Annotated in this window: 21 protein-coding genes; 9 read left to right on the top strand and 12 right to left on the bottom strand. The window is 64.9% G+C overall.

Features of this window, described 5'->3' with window-relative positions; translation table 11 throughout:
• Nucleotides 1-35: 35 nt before the first annotated feature.
• Entirely contained in the window at nt 36-1,019 is a 984-nt protein-coding gene (locus AC6RV7_RS16800; RefSeq protein ID WP_500095188.1) for a malate dehydrogenase, read from the bottom strand.
• A 108-nt stretch (nt 1,020-1,127) separates the two neighbouring features.
• Nucleotides 1,128-2,183 carry a 3-deoxy-7-phosphoheptulonate synthase gene (locus AC6RV7_RS16795; RefSeq protein ID WP_500095187.1) on the bottom strand — a complete coding sequence of 352 codons (1,056 nt, stop codon included), beginning with the start codon at nt 2,181-2,183 and terminating at the stop codon, nt 1,128-1,130.
• Between the two features lie 329 nt (nt 2,184-2,512).
• Here AC6RV7_RS16795 and ygfZ point away from each other — a divergent pair, with 329 nt between their 5' ends.
• The 4 genes from ygfZ to galK all read left to right on the top strand — a co-directional run bounded on the left by ygfZ (nt 2,513) and on the right by galK (nt 5,138).
• Nucleotides 2,513-3,421, top strand: coding sequence for a CAF17-like 4Fe-4S cluster assembly/insertion protein YgfZ (gene ygfZ, locus AC6RV7_RS16790; protein ID WP_500095186.1), 909 nt, complete (start codon nt 2,513-2,515; stop codon nt 3,419-3,421).
• Nucleotides 3,418-3,639, top strand: coding sequence for a hypothetical protein (locus AC6RV7_RS16785; RefSeq protein ID WP_500095185.1), 222 nt, complete (start codon nt 3,418-3,420; stop codon nt 3,637-3,639). Before ygfZ ends, AC6RV7_RS16785 begins: the two co-directional genes overlap by 4 nt.
• Before the next feature lie 61 nt (nt 3,640-3,700).
• On the top strand, nt 3,701-3,976 hold the full coding sequence (locus AC6RV7_RS16780; protein WP_500095184.1) for an HU family DNA-binding protein: 276 nt from the start codon (nt 3,701-3,703) through the stop codon (nt 3,974-3,976).
• A 7-nt stretch (nt 3,977-3,983) separates the two neighbouring features.
• Nucleotides 3,984-5,138 (top strand): galactokinase, encoded by a 1,155-nt coding sequence (galK, locus tag AC6RV7_RS16775; protein WP_500095183.1) that lies wholly within the window; start codon nt 3,984-3,986, stop codon nt 5,136-5,138.
• A gap of 37 nt (nt 5,139-5,175) precedes the next feature.
• On the opposite strand, the gene AC6RV7_RS16770 is transcribed toward galK, so the two are convergent.
• The 5 genes from AC6RV7_RS16770 to AC6RV7_RS16750 all read right to left on the bottom strand — a co-directional run bounded on the left by AC6RV7_RS16770 (nt 5,176) and on the right by AC6RV7_RS16750 (nt 9,766).
• Complete coding sequence (locus tag AC6RV7_RS16770) at nt 5,176-6,015, bottom strand: energy transducer TonB (RefSeq protein ID WP_500095182.1); 840 nt, start codon at nt 6,013-6,015, stop codon at nt 5,176-5,178.
• Nucleotides 6,016-6,080: 65 nt separating this feature from the next.
• Nucleotides 6,081-6,995 carry a prepilin peptidase gene (locus AC6RV7_RS16765; protein WP_500095181.1) on the bottom strand — a complete coding sequence of 305 codons (915 nt, stop codon included), beginning with the start codon at nt 6,993-6,995 and terminating at the stop codon, nt 6,081-6,083.
• Between the two features lie 96 nt (nt 6,996-7,091).
• A complete protein-coding gene (locus AC6RV7_RS16760) occupies nt 7,092-8,054 on the bottom strand; it encodes a shikimate dehydrogenase family protein (protein WP_500095180.1) in 963 nt (320 codons plus the stop codon).
• Between the two features lie 30 nt (nt 8,055-8,084).
• Nucleotides 8,085-8,951, bottom strand: coding sequence for a transglutaminase-like domain-containing protein (locus AC6RV7_RS16755; protein ID WP_500095179.1), 867 nt, complete (start codon nt 8,949-8,951; stop codon nt 8,085-8,087).
• 104 nt (nt 8,952-9,055) lie between these two features.
• Nucleotides 9,056-9,766, bottom strand: coding sequence for a YggS family pyridoxal phosphate-dependent enzyme (locus tag AC6RV7_RS16750; protein ID WP_500095178.1), 711 nt, complete (start codon nt 9,764-9,766; stop codon nt 9,056-9,058).
• Between the two features lie 66 nt (nt 9,767-9,832).
• On the opposite strand from AC6RV7_RS16750, the gene AC6RV7_RS16745 reads away from it, so the two are divergent.
• Together AC6RV7_RS16745 and AC6RV7_RS16740 are read left to right on the top strand one after the other, a co-directional pair.
• Nucleotides 9,833-10,732 carry a LysR family transcriptional regulator gene (locus tag AC6RV7_RS16745; RefSeq protein ID WP_500095177.1) on the top strand — a complete coding sequence of 300 codons (900 nt, stop codon included), beginning with the start codon at nt 9,833-9,835 and terminating at the stop codon, nt 10,730-10,732.
• A gap of 69 nt (nt 10,733-10,801) precedes the next feature.
• On the top strand, nt 10,802-11,302 hold the full coding sequence (locus tag AC6RV7_RS16740) for a TlpA family protein disulfide reductase (RefSeq protein ID WP_500095176.1): 501 nt from the start codon (nt 10,802-10,804) through the stop codon (nt 11,300-11,302).
• A gap of 32 nt (nt 11,303-11,334) precedes the next feature.
• Here the strand turns inward: AC6RV7_RS16740 and AC6RV7_RS16735 are convergent, their stop codons facing one another.
• A complete protein-coding gene (locus AC6RV7_RS16735; RefSeq protein ID WP_500095175.1) occupies nt 11,335-12,924 on the bottom strand; it encodes a GH3 family acyl-acid amido synthetase in 1,590 nt (529 codons plus the stop codon).
• A 164-nt stretch (nt 12,925-13,088) separates the two neighbouring features.
• Here AC6RV7_RS16735 and AC6RV7_RS16730 point away from each other — a divergent pair, with 164 nt between their 5' ends.
• The gene (locus AC6RV7_RS16730; RefSeq protein ID WP_500095174.1) at nt 13,089-13,883 is read left to right on the top strand and encodes an RluA family pseudouridine synthase; all 795 of its coding nucleotides are present in this window, start codon (nt 13,089-13,091) and stop codon (nt 13,881-13,883) included.
• A gap of 9 nt (nt 13,884-13,892) precedes the next feature.
• Here the strand turns inward: AC6RV7_RS16730 and AC6RV7_RS16725 are convergent, their stop codons facing one another.
• Both AC6RV7_RS16725 and AC6RV7_RS16720 read right to left on the bottom strand, forming a co-directional pair.
• Nucleotides 13,893-14,903, bottom strand: coding sequence for an N-acetylmuramoyl-L-alanine amidase family protein (locus tag AC6RV7_RS16725; RefSeq protein ID WP_500095173.1), 1,011 nt, complete (start codon nt 14,901-14,903; stop codon nt 13,893-13,895).
• 72 nt (nt 14,904-14,975) lie between these two features.
• The gene (locus tag AC6RV7_RS16720) at nt 14,976-15,182 is read right to left on the bottom strand and encodes a DUF1328 family protein (protein ID WP_500095172.1); all 207 of its coding nucleotides are present in this window, start codon (nt 15,180-15,182) and stop codon (nt 14,976-14,978) included.
• A 109-nt stretch (nt 15,183-15,291) separates the two neighbouring features.
• Here AC6RV7_RS16720 and AC6RV7_RS16715 point away from each other — a divergent pair, with 109 nt between their 5' ends.
• On the top strand, nt 15,292-16,794 hold the full coding sequence (locus tag AC6RV7_RS16715; RefSeq protein ID WP_500095171.1) for a rhomboid family intramembrane serine protease: 1,503 nt from the start codon (nt 15,292-15,294) through the stop codon (nt 16,792-16,794).
• A gap of 5 nt (nt 16,795-16,799) precedes the next feature.
• Here the strand turns inward: AC6RV7_RS16715 and AC6RV7_RS16710 are convergent, their stop codons facing one another.
• Nucleotides 16,800-17,630, bottom strand: a complete 831-nt coding sequence (locus AC6RV7_RS16710) for a hypothetical protein (protein ID WP_500095170.1) — start codon at nt 17,628-17,630, stop codon at nt 16,800-16,802.
• Here AC6RV7_RS16710 and AC6RV7_RS16705 point away from each other — a divergent pair.
• Nucleotides 17,629-18,060, top strand: coding sequence for a VOC family protein (locus AC6RV7_RS16705; protein ID WP_500095169.1), 432 nt, complete (start codon nt 17,629-17,631; stop codon nt 18,058-18,060). The two genes, AC6RV7_RS16710 and AC6RV7_RS16705, sit on opposite strands and share 2 nt — an antisense overlap.
• 15 nt (nt 18,061-18,075) lie before the next feature.
• Here AC6RV7_RS16705 and AC6RV7_RS16700 read toward each other — a convergent pair whose 3' ends face one another.
• A complete protein-coding gene (locus tag AC6RV7_RS16700) occupies nt 18,076-18,630 on the bottom strand; it encodes a DUF2062 domain-containing protein (protein ID WP_500095168.1) in 555 nt (184 codons plus the stop codon).
• Nucleotides 18,631-18,874 lie beyond the last annotated feature (244 nt).

The following is an 18,874-nucleotide window of genomic DNA, read 5'->3' as shown; positions in this document are numbered from 1 at the left end:
CGCGAAAGAAAAAGCGGTCGTCGAGCTGCGGGCCGTTACTTGATCATGTCGGCGACGAACGAGCGCTCGTCGACGAGTTCCTTGTTGGTGGCCGCGATCTTCGATTTCGCGAAGTCGTCCATCTCGTAGGACGTGATGACCTCGTAGCTGCCGGGCGTGGTGGTGCGCACGGGGAGGCCCGCCCAGACATGGGGATCGAAGCCGTAGGCGCCGTTGGATTTCACGGCGATCGAGTGAACGGCGCCCGGGGTGACGAGGCTGCGGACGTGATCGACGAGGGCGTTGGCGGCCGAGGCGGCGGAAGATGCACCGCGCGCAGCGATGATGGCGGCGCCGCGTTTGCCGACCGTTTCGCAGAACGGTCCCTGCAGCCAGGCTTGATCATTGATGACCTGCGGCGCCGGTTTGCCGCCGATCGTCGCGTGGGCGAAGGCGGGGAACATCGTCGGGCTGTGATTGCCGTAGATGAAAATGTTGCGGACTTCCGTGAGCGGCACGCCGGCCTTCTTCGCGAGCTGGGTTTGCGCACGGTTTTGATCGAGGCGCACCATCGCGGTGAAGTTTTCCGCCGGGAGGCGCTTGGCCTGCGAAGCGGCAATCATGCAATTGGTGTTGGCGGGATTGCCGACGACGGCCACGCGCGCGTCGGGCGCGGCGACCGCATCGATGATCTGGCCCTGGCCGATGAAAATCTTGCCGTTGTCCTTCAGGAGATCGGCGCGCTCCATGCCCGGGCCGCGGGGCTTCGCGCCGATGAGGAGACACCAGTTGGCGTCCTTGAAGCCGATCTCGGGCTTGTCCGTCTGAACGATGCCGTGCAGGAGCGGAAATGCGCAATCGTCGAGCTCCATCGCGACGCCCTCGAGGGCCTTCAGGGCTTTCTCGAAAGGAGCTTCGATGAGCTGAAGAATGACGGGCTGGTCGGGACCGAACATTGCGCCGGAGGCGATACGGAAGAGGAGGGAGTAACCGATTTGACCGGCGGCTCCGGTGACAGCGACGCGAATGGGATTTTTCATAAGAGCGGGTCAGTTAACCATGGTTGGCGGCGGCGATTCACGCAGGAACTGCGGGGCGCGCGTCAATTTAGGCGAATTGCGAGGTCGAATAAGGGCGACGACGCGCGATCAGGCAAATCGCGGCGCGAGCGACGCGTAGGTCTCCCGAATCAGGGCCTCGGTGGTGGCCCAATCGATGCAGCCGTCCGTGATCGAGACACCGTAGCGCAGCTGTTCCTTGGGCACGGGGAACGGCTGGTTGCCGACGCCGAGATTGCTCTCGATCATGGCGCCCATGATGGAGGTGTTGCCGGCGGTGATCTGGGCCAGCAGCGCGCGCAGGACGTCGGGCTGCAGCTCCGGTTTTTTCGCCGAGTTGTCGTGCGAGCAATCCACGAGGATCGCCTTCGGCAGGCCGGCTTTGGCGAGAATCGCCTCGGTCTGCGCGATGTGCGTGGGCGAGTAGTTGGGACCGGCGGTGCCGCCCCGGAGGACAACGTGGCAGTTGGGATTGCCCCGTGTGACGATCGCGGAGGCCGCACCGTCGACATTGATACCGAGAAACGTCTGCGGCTGACCGGCGGCCTTGATGGCGTTGATGGCGGTCTGGATCGAGCCGTCGGTGCCGTTTTTGAACCCGAGTGGCATCGAGAGGCCGGAGGCCATTTGCCGGTGAGTTTGCGATTCCGTCGTGCGAGCGCCGATGGCGCCCCAGCACACCAGGTCGGCGACATATTGCGGTGTGATCGGGTCGAGGAGTTCCGTCGCGGTCGGAAGCCCGAGATCGAGGACATCGCGCAGAAAGCTCCGGCCGAGCCGCAGGCCGGCGGCGATGTCGTGCGAGCCGTCGAGGTGCGGGTCCATCACGAGGCCCTTCCAGCCGACGGTGGTGCGCGGCTTTTCGAAGTAGACGCGCATGACGACCATGATGCGGTCGGACACCTCGCGGGCCAAGGCCGCGAGTCGGCGAGCGTAGTCGCGGCCCGCCTCAAGATCGTGGATCGAGCAAGGGCCAACGATCAGCAGGAAACGTTTGTCGTCGGTGAAAATCAGCCGGCGGATTTCGCTGCGGGCTTTGGCGATGAAAGCGGCCTGGGCTTCGCTTTTGGGCAGTTCTGCCAGCAGGGCGGAGGGCGACGGCAGGGCGCGGGTCTCGACGACGTTGATGTCGGATGTTCTCTGCATGAAAACGGCCAGCTTGGCGGGCGCGGCGTGCGTCCTGCAAGCTTGGCTTCAAGGCAATCGATTCGACTCGATGCCGGATCGAAACGTCCTCGAGGAACTCGTTTCTCGCAAAATCTAGGCCGAGCGCTGGCCGTTCGTTCGGATCCGGATAAAAAAGTGGCGGGCCGCTTACCCCTAAGCGGCCCGCCTTTGCTTTCTTAGTTACCCCAAAACTCCCGCTAGGCGGGAGAAGTGTTAAATTTGATGAGTTGAGTAGTAGCCGCTAACGCCCCACCGTCAAATAAATCTCGCACGAGCTTTCAGACATTTTTGGAAATTGCCCATACAGAATGATTAAAGGTGAACAGATTTTTCAGCAAACGATGGCATTTTCGCGCTGGCAGCCGGCAGCTTGGCTGCGAATTTCAGGCGAAGACGCGGACAGTTTTCTGCAAGGCCAGTTTAGCAACGACTTGCGTGGGCTGGAGTCGGACGCTGCCGTTTACGGGCTGTGGTTGAATCACAAGGGGCGGGTCTTGGCGGATAGCTTCATCCTGCGCGGCGCGGGCCACTCGGAGTTCTGGGTCGGCAGTTATGAATCGTCAGCGTTGGTGATTCGCGAGCGGCTCGAAGCGTATGTGATCGCGGACGACGTCGTGATCGAGGATCAGACGGAAGCTTGGTCGGCGATCGCGCTCATCGGCCCGCAGGCGCGGGAGCGAGCGACGGTTTTGAAAGAAAGTCTCGCGGGGGCATTCGTGTTTCGCGGGCGCCGCATGAAGGACGAGAGCTGGGAGTGTGTTTTTCCGGCGGCGGAGGTGGAGCGGCTGGCTGCGTTTTTGACGGACTCATCGGAGTGCTCGGCTGCGGAACTCGAACGGTGGCGGATCGACGCGGGCGTGCCGGCGGTGCCGCGCGACATCGGTCCCGCCGATCTGCCGAACGAGGGTGGTCTCGAGGCGGCCGCGATCTCGTATACAAAAGGCTGTTACCTCGGACAGGAAGTGATGGCGCGATTGAAATCGATGGGGCAGGTTCGCCGACGGCTGATGCGAGTGACAGGTCGCGGAGCGGCTCCGGCGTTACCCGCCCCGCTGTATCAAGGCGAACGCAAGATCGGCGAGCTGCGTTCCGCCGTGGACGCGGCGGAGGGGTTTGTCGGGCTCGCGTTGATGACCTTGTTGAATCTCGCGGCCGACGCACCGCTGGGTTTTGCGCCGGGCGCCGAGACTGTCATCCTCGCCGAACATCGGCCATGACCGAGCTCGATCAACTCACGACCTTGTGCGAACGGCTCGGTGCGCCGCCGGCGCAGGCGCGCACCATGGCGGCGCAACTGCTCAAGCGGGCCGATCAACTCGCGGCGGAGCGCCACATCGAGCGCACGGCGGCGCTGGCGCAGCTGATCGAGATCGTGGTGAAAGGACGCAACGGCGAAACGCCGGGCCCGGCCCGGGATGATTCGACGCGGACCTGAATCGGGTTGACCGCCGGGAACAGCGGGCGTTCGTTCGAGCCTCCCCAACGACGAAGCGATCATGAACAAAGCCGAGCTGGTAGTCGAAGTGCGCAAGCTGCTGGGCGAAGGCACATCGCTCGCGACCGCGGAAAAGGCCGTGGACGCTGTATTGGCGGGAGTAGGACGCGGACTTCGTCGCGACAAGGAGGTCCAGCTGGTCGGTTTCGGGGCGTTTGCGGTCACCACGCGCGCGGCGCGCCGCGGCTATAATCCGCACACCCGCCAGCCGATGAAGATCCGCGCAATGAAAACGATTCGGTTCAAAGCCGGTCAGGCGCTGCGCGGCGCCGCGTGATTTCTCTGTGGCAAATCCAGCAAACAAGATCCGCCGGGAGTTCGCGTCCGTCTTCGGGCGGGCTCCCGATTTCGTGGCGCGTGCACCCGGACGCGTCGAATTCATCGGCAATCACACCGACTACAACGGCGGCACGGTGCTCGGCGCCGCAATCGACCGGACGGTGACCGTCGCGATCGCCGCGCGAACCGACCAGCGGCGGCGCTTTTTCAGCCAGCTGGGCGGAAAGATCGTCTCGCTGCCGGTGGAGAAGAAGCCAAAGCGGCAGACGGGCGCGCGCAGCTGGCTGAATTATCCGCTTGGTGTCCTCGTGGCGTTGCCGCGGTTCCAGCTGAAGGTCCCGGCGGGTTTCGATTATTATGTGTCGTCGGACCTTCCGCTCGGCGCGGGCCTCAGCAGCAGCGCGGCCCTGGAACTCGCGTCAGCGCTCGCGTTTCTCGCGCTCACCGGCGAGCAGCCGCCGCGCGAGACGGTGGTGAAGGTCGGCCGATATGCGGAGAATCATTTCGTCGGGGTGCCCTGCGGCATCCTCGACCAAGGCGTATCCGGATTCGGTAAGAAGGACCGGCTGGTGTGGATCGACTGCCGCGGACCGAAGTTCGCGACCGTGCCGCTACCGGGCGGCGCACAGTTCTGGATTTTCAACACGCACACGAAGCACGCGCTGGTCGACGGACTTTATGCGGCGCGGCACAAGGCGTGCATGGCGGCGGCGAAGACGCTCGGCGTGCCGTTGCTGGCGGACGCAACCCTGAAGCAACTTGAAGCGGCGAAGGCGAAACTGAAACCCGAGGCTTACCGGCGGGCGCGTCACGTGATCGAGGAGATCGCGCGCGTCGGCAAAACGGTCAAGGCCCTCAAACGCGGCGACCTGATGGCCGTCGGCCAGCTGCTGACGGCGTCGCATCGCAGTTCGCAATCGCTCTTCGAGAACAGCACGCCCGAGCTGGATTTCCTCGTCGATACGCTCGTGGCGACGCCGAATGTCTACGGTGCGCGTCTCACCGGCGGCGGCTTCGGCGGCGCGGTGATGGCGTTGACCTCGAAAAAGTTCAACGCGGCGCAAGCTCGCCGGGTCGCGTCCGCGTATGAAAAACGCTTCGGCGAAAAGCCCGACGTGTTGCACACCCGGACGGGCGACGGCGCCGCGCTGATCGGTTGAGCGACGGAGCCGGCGCGAGCGGTCGCATTCGCGCCGCTCAACTCGGCGGCACAAAATCGAGCGGGACGTTGACGGTCGCATCGACCGCGCGTCCCGCCTGGATCCTTGGGTAAAAGCGCCACTGGCGCAGCGCCTCGACGGCGGCTTCGCCAAACGCGGGATCCGACGCTTCGATGACTTGCGCGTCCGTCACCGCTCCTCGCGCATGAACGCGGAGCTGAACGACGGTGCGTCCGTGTGGCTTCGATTTCTCGAGGGATTTCGGATAAACGGGAGGCGGGCCGATGAAAGGTGCCGGCGGACCGTCGGCGCGGTCCTTGATCCTCATGGCGATCATCTTGTCGAGCATCGCTTCGCGGTAATTGAACGGCTGCTGCGAGTGCAGTGCCTCGCCGCCGTTGACGAAGAGGTGCAGCCGATACTCGCCCGCGCCCAGCGGGAAATTCAGCGGCGCACGCACGCGCACGGAACGCGGACGATCCGGACCGAGCGTTCCGATTTCCTGGAGAAAAAGCCTCTTGGTGCCGTCCTCGAGGAGCAACTCCAGCACGAGAAACACCCGTTTCAGAGCGTAGGCGGACGAGAAGTCGGCGGTGAGCTCGAACTCGTTGTTGATGCGCGACGCGGTTTCCATGAGCTCGATCGCATGCGTCCCGACCCGGAGGTTGCGCACGCTGATCAGCACCGGAACGAACTCCGGGACTTCATGGAGGGCGAAGCGGTTGGCCGGCGCGGCGATCAACTTCTTGTCGATCTCAATATAAGGCGTGTTGCGGACCACGTGCCGCACGATGTGCGGCTTCTTTTTGTATTCGGTGATCACGACCACCTGTCCGAACAGCGATGGCAGCCCGCCGAGGAGAAGCAGAAGACCCACGAGCCGGCTGATAGGGTTCACGCCACGATGCTGGACGGGGCAGCTCGCGTTGCAAGAGTGCGGCGTTAGAGCAGCTCGGAAAACTGCACAAACCAAGCGGCGACCGATCCGTGCAGAAAGAGAAAGTGAATCGCCCCGGCGATCGCCAGCATCGGACCGAAGGGCATCTGCACCCCGAAACCGAGCGGCGCGGCTTCGCCCTCGGGCGTCTCGGCTTTGGGCGCGACGGGCGCCGGCGAGCCAGCGATCTTCTGCCACAGGAGCGCCACGATGAACCAGAGCGTGCCGACGAGCGCGCCGCCGAAAACGGAGAAGACAGCGCCCTGCCAGCCGCAGAAGGCCCCGATCGCGCCGACGAACTTCACGTCGCCGAAACCCATCGCTTCCTTCTTCAGTAGGAGCTCCGCAAGCAGCGCGATCCAGAGCACGAGGCCCGAACCTACCAGCACGCCCTGCAGCGAAATCACGCCGGCGCGCAGACTGTCGAGCAGATAGATCCCGCTGTGCTGGTCATGCAGCGCCGGCACCAGCAACGAAAGCAGCAGGCCGGCCGCGGCGCCGCCGATCGTGAACGCGTCGGGGATGATGAAATGGTCGAGATCGATGAACGTAGCCGGAATCAGGATACCGAGAAACACCATGCCGCACAGCGCCTTCGCCGGTGGGAAAAGCAGCCAGCACGCGAGGAACAGCAACGCCGTCAGCAGCTCGACGAACGGATAGCGGAACGAATACGGGCGTCCGCAGCAGCGCGCCCGTCCGCGCAGAAGAAACCAGCTCAGGATCGGGATGTTGTCGGACCAGGCGATGGGCGCGCCGCAGGCGCAATGCGAACCGGGCCGCACGATCGACTGGCCCGCGGGCACGCGATAAATCACGACGTTGAGAAAACTGCCGATGCAGGCGCCGAGGACGAACGCGATCGTCGGGAAAAACCACGGCAGCGCGGCGGACAGCTCGGCGAAGGGAAAGGCGCTCATGCGGGAGTTTGGCCGGACGGCGGGGCGACGGTCACGGAGAGCCGCGGCGCTGGCAAGCTTCTCCCCGAGCGCAGTCGACCCGTCGCAAACCGCAGGTCAGCGTCCCAGCGCGGTGCGCACCGCGGCCGCCATGATCGGCGCGTTCACGTCCGCGGGGGTGCCGCTCCAGATCTCGAGGGCCTTCGCGCCTTGGTGCACGAGCATGGAAAGGCCGTTGGCGCAGGGGAGCCCAAGCGTTTTTGCGGCGCGCAGCAGCGTCGTTTCGGGCGGATTATAAATCATGTCGTAAACGCCGGCGGGCGTCGGCAGCGCGTCCAAATTCACGGGTACCGGATCCGTGTCGCGCAGGCCGGCACTCGTCGCATTCACGACCAGCGCGCCGGCGGGAAGGTCCGGTGGTGGTTCGCCGGGAGCGAAGCCCCGCAACGGGATCGTGCCGGCGAGCGGACGCAGCGACGCGAGCAGGGCGTCGAGATTTTCGCGCGTGCGGTTGGCGATCGAGAGCGACGCGCAGCCGGCGAGCAGACATTCGACCGCGGCACCGCGGGCCGCCCCGCCGGCGCCGAGGAGGACGATGTGCGTGCGCGAGAGCGCGACGTGCAGGTCCTCACGCGTGCCGGTGGCGAGACCGTAGCCGTCGGTGTTGTGGCCCTGCCAGCCGGCCTCGGTCCAGAGCAGCGTGTTGACCGCGCCGATCTGTTTCGCTGCAGGCGAGATGTCCGCGATGTGGTCGACCGCGATGACCTTGTGAGGAACGGTGAGATTGATGCCGCGGAAACGCTTCGCGTGCAGGAGCGGCAGCGCGCGACCAAGGTCCGTCGGGGCGATCTCGAAGCGAAAATACTTCCAGGTTGCGAAGCGTGCGTCGCGCTGCGCCATGGCGGCGAGCGCGGCGTTGTGCATCGCCGGGCTGATCGAGTGCTTGATCGGCTGGCCGAGGACGGCGAGCGGGGTGCCGTCGAACGACCACGTTTCGAGATCGGCCAGGGTGAGGACGCCGGAGTTGTCGGTTTTCGCTTTCAGATTTTCGAGTGAAGCGGCGCGTGGCGCGCCGGGCAAAATCGAAAATCCGAAATCAGAAAACCCGGCTCACGTGGCGTTCTTCTCGTAGGCGGAGTCGAACTCCTCGACGAAACTGGCGAAGAGTCGCGCGTGCTCGGTTTCGCCGGCGGCCTTGTAGTGGTTGACCAGATTCCGGCAACTGCGGCACAGCACCTCGCGGATGGGCGTCGGCATCAGGTCCGTGGTTTTCGGCACGATCTTGTTGGCGCGCAGCAGGGCGAACACTTCGTCCGTATCCAGGAAAATTCCGCGGTCGAAAGGATCGATGAAGAATGGCTTCGCTTCGGTGTAGCAGCCGACGATGAAGTGGCCGGGCAGACCGACGGGCTCGAGCTCGAGCCCGAGACGATCCGCGATCAGCAAATACACCGTGCAGAGCGAAATCGGAATGCCCTTCCGACGCGTCAATACCTGATCGATGAGGCTGTTGAGTGGATCGGTGTAGTTCTCGACGTTGCCGTGAAAGCCCCATTCGTGGAAAAGCACGCGATTGATGATGCGGCACTGTTCGCGGACGGTTGCGGGATGCGTGATGAGCTCGCGGCACCGCTGGGCGATCTCGTCGAGCGTCGCGCAGCACGCGCCGACGTCGAGCGCGGGCGAAACCGTGCGGCTGAGGAGAAGTGCGCCGCTCTCCAGCTCGTAATTGAGCGAGCGGATGAAGCCGCGAAACTCCGCGACCGGGTCGCTGAACCGCATCTCTTCCAAGAACCAGGTGGCATGCCGGGCGAGCACGCGATGCGAACTGTGAGAGACTTCCTGCAAGAATTGCACGGCGGGCGCGCCGACATCGATGAAATGGGCCAACAAGGCCTTGCGCACCGGCGGCGTCGTATCGTCGAGCAGACTCAGAAGCGCCTCCCGTCGAGCTTCACTGAGAATGACCGTTTCCACGTCACCGAGAGCTAAAAAGAATCCCCCATGCGGCAATCAGGAAACTTCCGTCCGCGTCAATTTTATTGTTTGCGTCGTCGAGGGGAGAAACCGGAGTTCGCAACTTATTGGAGAGGCGTTTCGCGGCTGCCGAAGAGGGCGGTGCCGACCCGAATGATCGTGCTGCCGGCGGCGATCGCCGCAGCGAAATCTCCGCTCATTCCCATCGACAGTTCTTTCAACGGCGCACCGGTTTTCGCCGCGAGCGTGTCGCGGAGTTCGCGCAAGGCGGCGAAGGTCCGTTGCGCGACGGCGGGATCGTCCGAGAGCGGCGCGATGGTCATGAATCCGTCGACGCGCAGGTGCGGTTTTGCGAGCGCGAGCTCGACCAGGCGCGGCGCCTCCTCGAGCTCGGCGCCGAACTTCGCGGGATCGCGGCCGGCGTTGATCTGCAGAAGAATCGGCAGCGTTTTCCCCAGTTCGCCGGCAGCCCGGTCGAGGTGATTGAGCAGCTTCTCGCTATCGACGCTCTGAATACGATCGAAATGCTGCGCCGCCAGGCGGGCCTTGTTGGATTGCAGATGGCCGATCAATTCCCAGCGGAGGCCGGCGGCCGGGCATTGCGCGCGCTTATCGACGCCTTCCTGCACGCGGTTTTCACCGACGGCGTGAAGCCCGAAACGCGCCGCATAGTCCGCGGCCTCGGCCGGATGCGTTTTGGTGACGGCCAGCAACTCGACTTCGGCAGGGTCTCGTCCTGCGGAAACGCAAGCCGCCGCGATCTCGTTCAGCACCGCCTGCGCGCGGGCACAAAAATCGTTATAGGAGAGCAGCATTGAAGAAATGCTTGTTGGAAGGACGAAATTAGCGATGTTTATGGAGCCAGGGCGCCACCTGGAACCATGCAAATAGAAAACTTCAAGATTTTCGCCGACTTGGTCGAGACGAAGAGTTTCTCGAAATCCGCCAAACTCAATGGCATTACTCAGTCTGCGGTGAGCCAGCAGGCGCGGGCGATGGAGCGGCACTTCAAGACGCTCCTGATCGATCGGAGCCAGAAGCAGTTTCAGCTCACGCGCGAGGGGCAGCGCGTCTACGATTCGGCCAAGGAAGTCCTGCACACCTACGACAAGCTCCTGAGCGAGTTGCAGGAGATGAAGAAGGTGATCAGCGGCACGATCCGCATCTCGACGATCTACTCGATCGGGCTCCACGAGCTGCCGCCGTATATCAAAAAATTCCTGCACGATTTCCCGTCGGTCAACGTGCGCGTCGAGTATCGGCGCTCGAATCTCGTCTACGAGGACATCCTCCACAACTCCGTGGATTTCGGGCTCGTCGCTTTTCCGGTGAAGCACCGCCAGATCGAGATGTTGCCGTTCCGCAACGACCACTTGGTGCTCATCGCGCATCCGAATCACCCGCTCGCGAAAGTCGGCGAGCTCGAGCTGAGGCAGCTCTCGACGCAGCGTTTCATCGGTTTCGATCCCGACATCCCGACGCGCAAGGCCGTCGACCAGATCTTCCGCGACAACAAGCTCGAGATCGAGCCGGTGATGGAGTTCGACAACATCGAGACGGTGAAGCGCGCGGTCGAGATCGACCACGGCGTCGCGATCGTGCCGCAGGCCACCGTGCTGCAGGAAGTGCAGCAGGGCACGCTCGCCGCGATTCACTTCAAGGGGAAGGATTTCACCCGCCCGCTCGCGATTCTCCACCGCAAGGGTCGCGTGCTCACGCCGGCGATGAAGAAGTTCATCGAAATCCTGGGCCTCGATTTGCCGGACAGCGCGAGCTCGTAAGTTGGACCGCGGTCGAATCCCGGGAAGAAAATCGCGGCGGCTCGCTCCTACGTCCACTTATCCGATCTCATGAAAACACTCCGTCGCACCTTTGCCCTCTTCTCTGTACTCGCCGCGCTCGTGGCGCCCGCCTGCGCCGCATCCAACGTCGGCACGCCTGCGCCCGAGTGGAAATTGAAGGATGTCGACGGCAAGGTCGTCAGCTCCGATCAGTTCAAGGGCAAGGTCGTCGTCGTCGATTTCTGGGCGACGTGGTGCGGTCCGTGCCGCATGGAGATTCCGGGCTACGGCGAGCTGCAGAAGAAATACGGCGACAAACTCGCGATCATCGGCATGTCGGTGGACCAGGCCGGGCCGGGCGTCGTGAAGAAGTTCATGCAGAAGACTCCCGTCGGTTATCAGGTCGTCATGGCCGATGACGCGGTGGTCGACGCGTTCGGCGGCGCCGAAGGCATCAACGCGATCCCGACCACGTTCATCATCGATCGCGACGGTGTCATCCGCGATCGGAAAGTCGGCGCCGAGGAAACCGCCGAGTTCGAGCAGCGGTTGAAAAAATACCTCGAGTAAGCGCGCGGGCTGGCGCGGGCTGGCGGACGGAATCAGTCCGCGTTGAAGCACGCCATCGCGCTGAGCTCGTCCGCGATTTCGCGATCGCTGCGGCAGCGCGGCATCTTGTGCTGCCCGCCGAGTTTGCCGTGGTGGCGCAGCCAGTGCTCGAAGAAGCCGGGCATCACGAGCCGCACGAACGGCGCTTCCAGCGCGCCGGTTTTGCGCTTGGTGGCGTAGTCGCCGTTGCGGCCCATTAGCTCGGTGTCGAGCTGACCCGCGAGCAGCGGTCCGGTGGGCGTTTCGACGGTGCCGGGCTTGAGTTCGATCCACCACTCGTGCCGGCCACGCTGCTGGCCGGTGAGCGAGTTCACGGCCAGCGGGGCGACGTGGAAATTTGTAATCGTCCAGTGATGCCGCTGGCAGACGGCCACGAGCGCGTCGGTGAGCTCCTTTTCGATCGCATGCTCGCCAAAGGCATTGAGCTGGAGCTTCGTGCGCCCGACGTAGATCAGCCGTGGCGGCTCGACCGACGTGAAGCGAACCACATCACCCAGCGCGTAGCGGCAGAGACCGGCCGGCGTGGTGAGCAACAAAACGTAGTCTTCGCCGACGCGCACCTGTTCAAGCGGCACCGCTTTCGCGCCCAGGTTCGGCGGTAGCGCCGGATCGTAATCACGGCAGGGCAGAAACTCGAAGAAGAGCCCCTTGTCGGCAAACAGCCGCAAACCCGCGCTGGCGTCCGCATCCTGGGCGGCGATGAAGCCTGCCGCGGCCGGAAAAATCTCGTGGAAATTCACCGAGGGTCCGACCGCGCGGCGGAGCTCGTCGGCAAACGGGGCCAGCGGCACGCCGCCGTGGACGAGGCATTCGAGATTCGGCCACAGCTCTTGCAGGTGAGCGATGCGGCGTCCGGACCTCGCCTCGGCCTCGCGAAGCGCGTCGGCCAACATCAGGAGCCAGCTCGGGACGCCGGCGAGCAGCGTGATGTTGCGCCGACGCGTGCGATCGACGATGGCCTGGATCTTTTGCGTCCAGTCGGTCATCTGCGCGATCTCCGGACCGGGCTCATAAAGATGGCGCTCGGCCCACGCGGGCCGGCTGAGCGCGGTGATCCCGCTGAGATCGCCGCTGAAGGCGGCAAACGGTTTGGCCGCCGGGACGGGCGACAACGCCGTGGCGCCGCCGAGAAACAAATGCCGCCCGCGAAACACGCCCGCGTTTCCGACCCGCGCCGTATAGAAAAACAGCGACGCGAGTTCCGCCTCGCGGAAATGCGCGAGCATCTCGCCCGTGATCGGCAGCCACTTCGCGCGCTCCGCCGTCGTGCCCGACGAGATCGCGTAGAACGAACACTGTCCCGGCCACAGGACATCGGCCTCGCCGCGCTTCATGCGGTCCAGATACGGGGCAAACTGCTCGTAGCTGCGCAGGGGAACGCGGTCGCGAAAACGTGGGTAATCGAGCGACGCTTCGAGGCCGTGATCGCGCCCGAATTCCGTGCGGGCGAACCGGGCGATGAGCGAACGAAACGCGGCCGACTGCGCCGGCACACTCGTCTGTCGGCGTCTCAGTTGTCGCCGGGTGCGAGCGGTTTGAAGACCGGCTCCGAGGACGATGAAGGATTTTGGCAGGACCGGCATCGCGAGAGCGCGGATGAACCAAAGGAGCCGGGGTGCCGGGTGGGCCGCAAGCGCATTCCTGCGGCCCCGGAGAAGCTTACGCGGTTTTGACCGGCGGCGGGCCAAGGCTTCCTCGGACGCGGAACGAAGTTGCGCGCCGGCGAGCGGGGCGGACATGTTCGGGCATGCCGCTGCCTCCGATCCTTTATCAAGACGATGCGATGATCGCCTTCGACAAGCCGAGCGGCTTGCTCGTCGCGCCGGATCGCTGGGACAAGCAGCGCGAAAACCTGATGGGGCTCGTGCATGCGAAACTCGGCCCTCACGTAGCCAACGTGCACCGGCTCGATGCCGACACCAGCGGCCTGATCCTTTGCGCGAAGACGAAGCCGGCACTGGATTTTCTCAGCGGGCAATTCCAATCCAAGACCGTCGAAAAGAAATACCTCGCCTTCGCCGTCGTCCTGCCAGCGGAGAAAGCGATGAAGGTGCTCGCGCCGATCCGCGACGCCAACGGCACGCTGCCGGACACGTTCGCGGTCGAGGTCGCGCTCGGCGAGGACGAGCGGCAGCCCGGACGCATGCGGGTGTTCAAGGGCCGCGGCGGGCGCGATTGTCTGACGGAGTTTCGCGTGCTCGAGCGGTTCGGCCGCTTCGTGTTTCTCGAGTGCCGGCCGCTGACGGGGCGCACCCACCAGATCCGCGTTCATCTCGCGGCCGCGGGCGCGCCGATCCTGAACGACCCCTTTTACGGGGATCCAGAGATCAAGCTGCTGCTGTCCGATTTGAAACGGCGCTACAAAGGCCGTGCCGAGGAGAAGCCGCTGATCGGCCGCCTCGCGCTGCACGCCAGCGAGCTGACGCTGAAGCATCCGGTGACGCGTGAGCCCGTGACGCTCACCGCGCCGATGCCGCACGAGTTCGAAGTCGCGCTGAAATACCTGCGCAAGTTTTCCGCGAAAGCGCCCCGGCGCGCCTAGTCTGCGAGCTCACGAACTCGCACGCTTCAACGCCTGCGCGTAGGCGATGACACCGTCGGCGATGGCTTGGGCGATGCGTTGCCGATAGGCCGCGGTGCTCACCTTCCGGCCCTCCTGCAGATTGGACAAAAACGCCGCCTCGACGAGCACGGCCGGACAGGTGGCGTTGCGCAGCACGCGGTAGCGGAAACGCTTCAGGCCACGGTCGGCCAGCTCGAGCTCGTTCACGAGCTCCCGGTGCAGGTGGTAGCCCAGGAGGATGTTCCAGTCGTCGTAACGATTTCCCTGATACGTCGTGTTCATCATCGAGCGCGACTGCTCGGCCTGGGGACTCGAGCGCTGGTAGCGTGGCGTCATCACGTAGGTTTCGGTGCCGCCGACCGCCGCGTCCCGGAAGGCATTGAAATGAATGCTAATGAAAAGGTCCGCGCCCGTCTTGCGAATGAGCTGGGTGCGATCGTCGAATTCGACGAACCGGTCCTTCTGGCGGGTCTGGATGACGCGATAGCCGCGCGCTCGCAGCAGCCGCTCGAGGCGCAGCGCGACATCGAGGGTCATCCGCTTCTCCTGGAGCTTCAGCTTCGGATTCTGGTTGCCCGGATCGGAGCCTCCGTGGCCGGCGTCGATGACAATGGTCTTGAGCCGCGGCACGCCGGTCTTGGCCGGGCTGAGGATCGGTTCGATCACCTGCAGCGCGTCACGCCGCGACAAATACAGCGTCCCGTTCGCGCTGACCACGGGCTCGCTCAGGAAGATGCGGAGATCGTTGATGCGGATGTCGGCGGCGTCCTTCGCAAAATCGATTTTCGTCCACTGGCTCTGGAGGCGCAGGGATTCGTTGGTTTTTACCCACCGCGGCGTCATGCCGAAACGCCGCGCGACATCGCGCGCGTCCACATAATCGACTCCGAACATCCGCACGGCGTCGTAGCGCGTGCGGGCGGGCAGGTCGGAAAACGCGAACGTCAGCGCGAAAACAAACGAAAGGAGTCGAAGGGCGGAAAAACAAAAAAGGCGCACGGGTCGTGGAAAAGGGGGACTGCGGTCCACCCTTTCACGTCCCGTTCGCGCAAGGCCAGCCCGATCGCCGGCTCAAGGTCGTTTCGTCGAGTCGGGCGTGAGCGCGGATTTCACCTTCTTCCCCACGAAGATCGCCGAGATGAGGAACACGACGAACAGCACGAGGAAGAGGAAGAACAGGAACTTCGCGATCGCGGCGGCGGTGCCGGCGACGGCGCCGAAACCAAGTGCGCCGGCGACGACAGCGATGATGGCGGAAATGATAGCCCATTTGAGCATGGCGAGTCCTCCAGATTTTCAGGGCGAAAGCGGCATGCCTGCGCCGCGCGTCACAGACCGAACGGGCCGGGGGGCGTTCCGCGGGCGGGGACGCCCTTGCCATGGGGAAATGTCCGGACACGGTCCTGAGACGATGGAGAACGCAGCGCCGGCCGGGTCGTCCGAAACCTACCCAATCGACTACGACGAGAAAGCGGGTCCGCGGCACAATGCGGAGCTGCGCGGCGCGGGCACGTTGGTGCTCGAACCGGCGGCGGGCCGCCTCGTGTTTCACGGAAAGCAGCGGCGAATGTTGGGGCGTCCCGTCGAGATCGCGGTGGATCTCCAGCAGGTGGCGAACGTGATCGTCGCCGGTCCCGCCGTGCAGTTCGAGATTCTGACCGGCAGAAAGCGGCGGCCATTTTTGTTTTTCGCGGCGAGCGCCGAGGCCGCGCGCGAGATCGCCGGCCGGCTGCCCGCGAGGTATGACGAGGAGTTCGTGGCCGAGCGGACGTTTGCGGAAAAACTGAACCGCGTGCCGGCGGCAACGGGCTTCCTCGATTCGCCGACCCACGTGATCATCGCGGTGAACCTGATCGTGTTCGTCGCGATGGGATGGCTGGGCGCAGGTTGGTTCGAGACGGCGGACATGCGCCTCTACGTGCGCTACGGCGCGAACCAGGGTGCCGCGACGACCAACGGCGAATGGTGGCGGCTCGTCACGAGCATGTTCCTGCACTACGGACTGCTGCACGTGTTGTTCAACATGTGGGCGCTTTATCAATCCGGCGCGCTGGTGGAGAAGCTGCTCGGGCGCGCGGGTTTCCTGCTCGCTTATTTCGCCAGCGGCATCGCGGGCAGCCTGGCGACGATTCTTTGGAACGGCGACAAGGTCTGGAGCGCGGGCGCGTCGGGGGCGGTGTTCGGCGTCTACGGCATGCTCGGCGGCTACATCCTCCGCGAGCGGCGGGCGGTGCCGCGCAGCGTGTTCCAGCCGTTGTTGAAAAGCACGTTGTGGTTTGCCGGATACAACTTGATCTTCGGTCTCGCACATCCGGGCATCGACAACGCGGCGCACATCGGCGGCCTGGTCACGGGCGTGGGGCTCGGCGCGTGTCTCGCGTTGCCGGTCGACCGGGAGCGCCGGGCGCAGGTGGCGGGGCGCCGATTCCTCGGCGGGGCGGCGGTCGCGGCGGTGTTGATCGCGTCCGGCGTGGCGGCGGCGCCGCGGTTCAACTATGTGGTGACGGAGGAGCTGGCGTGGGAGGACATGATTCACGACCCGCTGGCGCGCGAAACCGAAATGCTGAAGGAGCAGACCGCGACGCTCGAAGCGTATCGAGCAACTGGTGACGCCGCGCCGGTGCGCCGCTGGATCGAGGAAACGGGGATCCCTTTCTACACGGATTGGGCGCGGGCAATGGGGGCGTTGACGCTGACCGCCGGGAAGGAAACCGCCCACCGGCGCGACGTGCTGCTAAACCTGGTGGAGACCAAAATCGCGAATTACCGCCGGTTGACGGACGACGCGGAGGCGGGGCGGGCCGATGCCCTGGAGCGTTTTCACCGGGCGGAGGCGGAGATGATCGCGACAGCGCGGGCCGCACAAGCGAACGATTCCGCCGCGCGTTGACGCGCTCACGGCCGGCGGTCGAGCCTCGTGCGGACGCGGGCGAGGCAGTCCTGGTCGTATTTGTCGCGAACGGGGAGGGTGAGAGCGTGTTCCCAGGCGGTCCGCGCCGCGGCGGCCTGGCCGTCAGCTTGGAGCGCGAAGCCAAGCTCGGCGAAATGCGCGGCCACGCCGGGCTCGAGTTCCGTGGCGCGGCGCAGGTGCCGGACGGCTTCGGCCGTCGAGGCGGGCGGCAGGCCGCCGTAAACGACGCGGACGACGAAACGCTGGCCGGGGCCGAGGGCTGCGACCGCGTAATGCCAGTGGCCGAGCACGTGGTGCGCGTAGGCATAGTTTGGCGCCAGGGCGAGCGCTCGCGTGGCGAGGTCGTGCGTTCGGCGCGAGTAGTCGATCCGCGTGCGCACGTCCGAGAGCAGACCCAGTTTGCCGTAGGCGATGGCGAGCGAGAGAACGTTGACGGCATCGTTGGGGGCCAGGGCGACGGCGCGTTGGGCGTAATCGAGCGAGCGGGCCGCGAGGCGTTTTTTCTCCATGTCGTCGGAAGCGTCGATCACGAGGTCCGAATACTGTCGCGAGATCCGCTGCAGGATCGCGGCGTTGTCGGGCTGCAGGCGGTCGGCGGCGAGCAGCAGATCGAGGGCGCCGGCGGGATCGAGGCGGTTTTCCGCGACCCGCGCCGCGGCGAGCAGTGACGGGGGCGAGTCGTTCGCGGCCCGCGCGAGTCCGGAAACGGACACGATGCACGCAATGAACAGACGGGAGAGAAGGCGGAGCAGGGTCGCGAAGATCATCGGCGGCGGCTGGTGCAGGGGCGTCAGGCGTGCTTGAATGCGTGGCATGAAAACGGGCGCGGTTCCACGGATTACCCGGATCGTCGAGACGGCGTTGTATGCGGAGGACCTGCCGCGGGCGGTCGTGTTCTATCGGGACGTCCTGGGCTTGCGGCCGATGAAAGGCGACGGCGAGCGATTTCAGGCCTTCGATGTCGGTCCGGGCGAGGTGCTGTTGTTGTTCAAACGCGGCGGGACGCTGGTGCCCATGCCGGCGCCGAAAGGCCTGATCCCTCCGCACGACGGCGCCGGGCCGCTGCACGTGGGTTTTGGAATCGACGCGGGCGCCTATGAGGCGTGGCGCTCGCGTCTGAGCGCCTGCGGGGTCGAAATCGAAAGCGAGACCGAGTGGGAGCGCGGCGGACGAAGTCTGTATTTTCGCGATCCGGAAGGAGTTCTCGTCGAACTCATCACCCCGGGGATTTGGCAAAACTACTGAGCGCGAGCGGACGGGTCAGGGAACGGGGTGCTGGTTGGGCAGCGCGGCCTTGACCGCGGCCTCCGCCTTCAGCCGCGCGATGCCGCGCATCAGCGGGAGCGCGCCCAGGTAAATGAGCACGATGTAGACCGGTGCGAGCAGCGACCACGCCACAATCGCGTGAAGCGCCACGCCGCCGAACTTTTCGAAAAAGAGCGTGGGTTGGTGCCAGAGCAGCGCGTTCATTTCGCGAAGGCTCAGGTGCACGCTGGTGTCGTTGAACAGGCGCGCGCCGAAACGGATGCACAGATAGATCACGGGAATGTGCACGGGCCAGAGCGCCTGGTTGATCAACTGGATGATCGGTTGGTTCAGACGCAGCAGCACACCCACCAAAAAGCAGAGCAGGGTGGTCGTGCCGAGAATCGGAAAAAGCGCGAACGCGCTGCCGACGGCGACGGTGAGCGCGAGTTTCTCGGGCGTGATGCCCTGCGTGAGCTGCGCGACCAGCGGATCGCGAATGCGGCGTGACCAGGTGCGGCGCGGGGCCGGAGCGGATTCCGAAGACGAAGGAGGAATCGAGGTGGACACGGGTCCAGTTTCCGCGACGGAGCGCGCGGGTAAAGCTCGGGAATGCCGCGCGCAGGCACAAAAAAGGCGCCGTTGCGGGACGGCGCCGAAAAGAGCGAAGCGCGGGCGACGGGCTCAGGCTGCCGGCTGATCGTTGCTGGCCGACGGATTGGGCGCGGTCTGCTCGGTGGTGTCGCGACGAATTGCGGGGCCTTCGGCCTTGCGGGACGCGACGGTGCTCGAGGTATTGACCGTGGCCATCGCC

Source organism: Opitutus sp. sgz309028 (assembly GCF_059821195.1).
This window is presented reverse-complemented; position numbering and strand designations above follow the sequence as displayed.

What these genes read in the sequence shown, in the direction of transcription:
- AC6RV7_RS16800 (WP_500095188.1), bottom strand. Translation starts at nt 1,019, where the DNA reads ATGAAAAATCCCATTCGCGTCGCTGTCACCGGAGCCGCCGGTCAAATC.
- AC6RV7_RS16795 (WP_500095187.1), bottom strand. Translation starts at nt 2,183, where the DNA reads ATGCAGAGAACATCCGACATCAACGTCGTCGAGACCCGCGCCCTGCCG.
- ygfZ (WP_500095186.1), top strand. Translation starts at nt 2,513, where the DNA reads ATGATTAAAGGTGAACAGATTTTTCAGCAAACGATGGCATTTTCGCGC.
- AC6RV7_RS16785 (WP_500095185.1), top strand. Translation starts at nt 3,418, where the DNA reads ATGACCGAGCTCGATCAACTCACGACCTTGTGCGAACGGCTCGGTGCG.
- AC6RV7_RS16780 (WP_500095184.1), top strand. Translation starts at nt 3,701, where the DNA reads ATGAACAAAGCCGAGCTGGTAGTCGAAGTGCGCAAGCTGCTGGGCGAA.
- AC6RV7_RS16765 (WP_500095181.1), bottom strand. Translation starts at nt 6,995, where the DNA reads ATGAGCGCCTTTCCCTTCGCCGAGCTGTCCGCCGCGCTGCCGTGGTTT.
- AC6RV7_RS16750 (WP_500095178.1), bottom strand. Translation starts at nt 9,766, where the DNA reads ATGCTGCTCTCCTATAACGATTTTTGTGCCCGCGCGCAGGCGGTGCTG.
- AC6RV7_RS16745 (WP_500095177.1), top strand. Translation starts at nt 9,833, where the DNA reads ATGCAAATAGAAAACTTCAAGATTTTCGCCGACTTGGTCGAGACGAAG.
- AC6RV7_RS16740 (WP_500095176.1), top strand. Translation starts at nt 10,802, where the DNA reads ATGAAAACACTCCGTCGCACCTTTGCCCTCTTCTCTGTACTCGCCGCG.
- AC6RV7_RS16735 (WP_500095175.1), bottom strand. Translation starts at nt 12,924, where the DNA reads ATGCCGGTCCTGCCAAAATCCTTCATCGTCCTCGGAGCCGGTCTTCAA.
- AC6RV7_RS16730 (WP_500095174.1), top strand. Translation starts at nt 13,089, where the DNA reads ATGCCGCTGCCTCCGATCCTTTATCAAGACGATGCGATGATCGCCTTC.
- AC6RV7_RS16720 (WP_500095172.1), bottom strand. Translation starts at nt 15,182, where the DNA reads ATGCTCAAATGGGCTATCATTTCCGCCATCATCGCTGTCGTCGCCGGC.
- AC6RV7_RS16715 (WP_500095171.1), top strand. Translation starts at nt 15,292, where the DNA reads ATGTCCGGACACGGTCCTGAGACGATGGAGAACGCAGCGCCGGCCGGG.
- AC6RV7_RS16705 (WP_500095169.1), top strand. Translation starts at nt 17,629, where the DNA reads ATGAAAACGGGCGCGGTTCCACGGATTACCCGGATCGTCGAGACGGCG.
- AC6RV7_RS16710 (WP_500095170.1), bottom strand. Translation starts at nt 17,630, where the DNA reads ATGCCACGCATTCAAGCACGCCTGACGCCCCTGCACCAGCCGCCGCCG.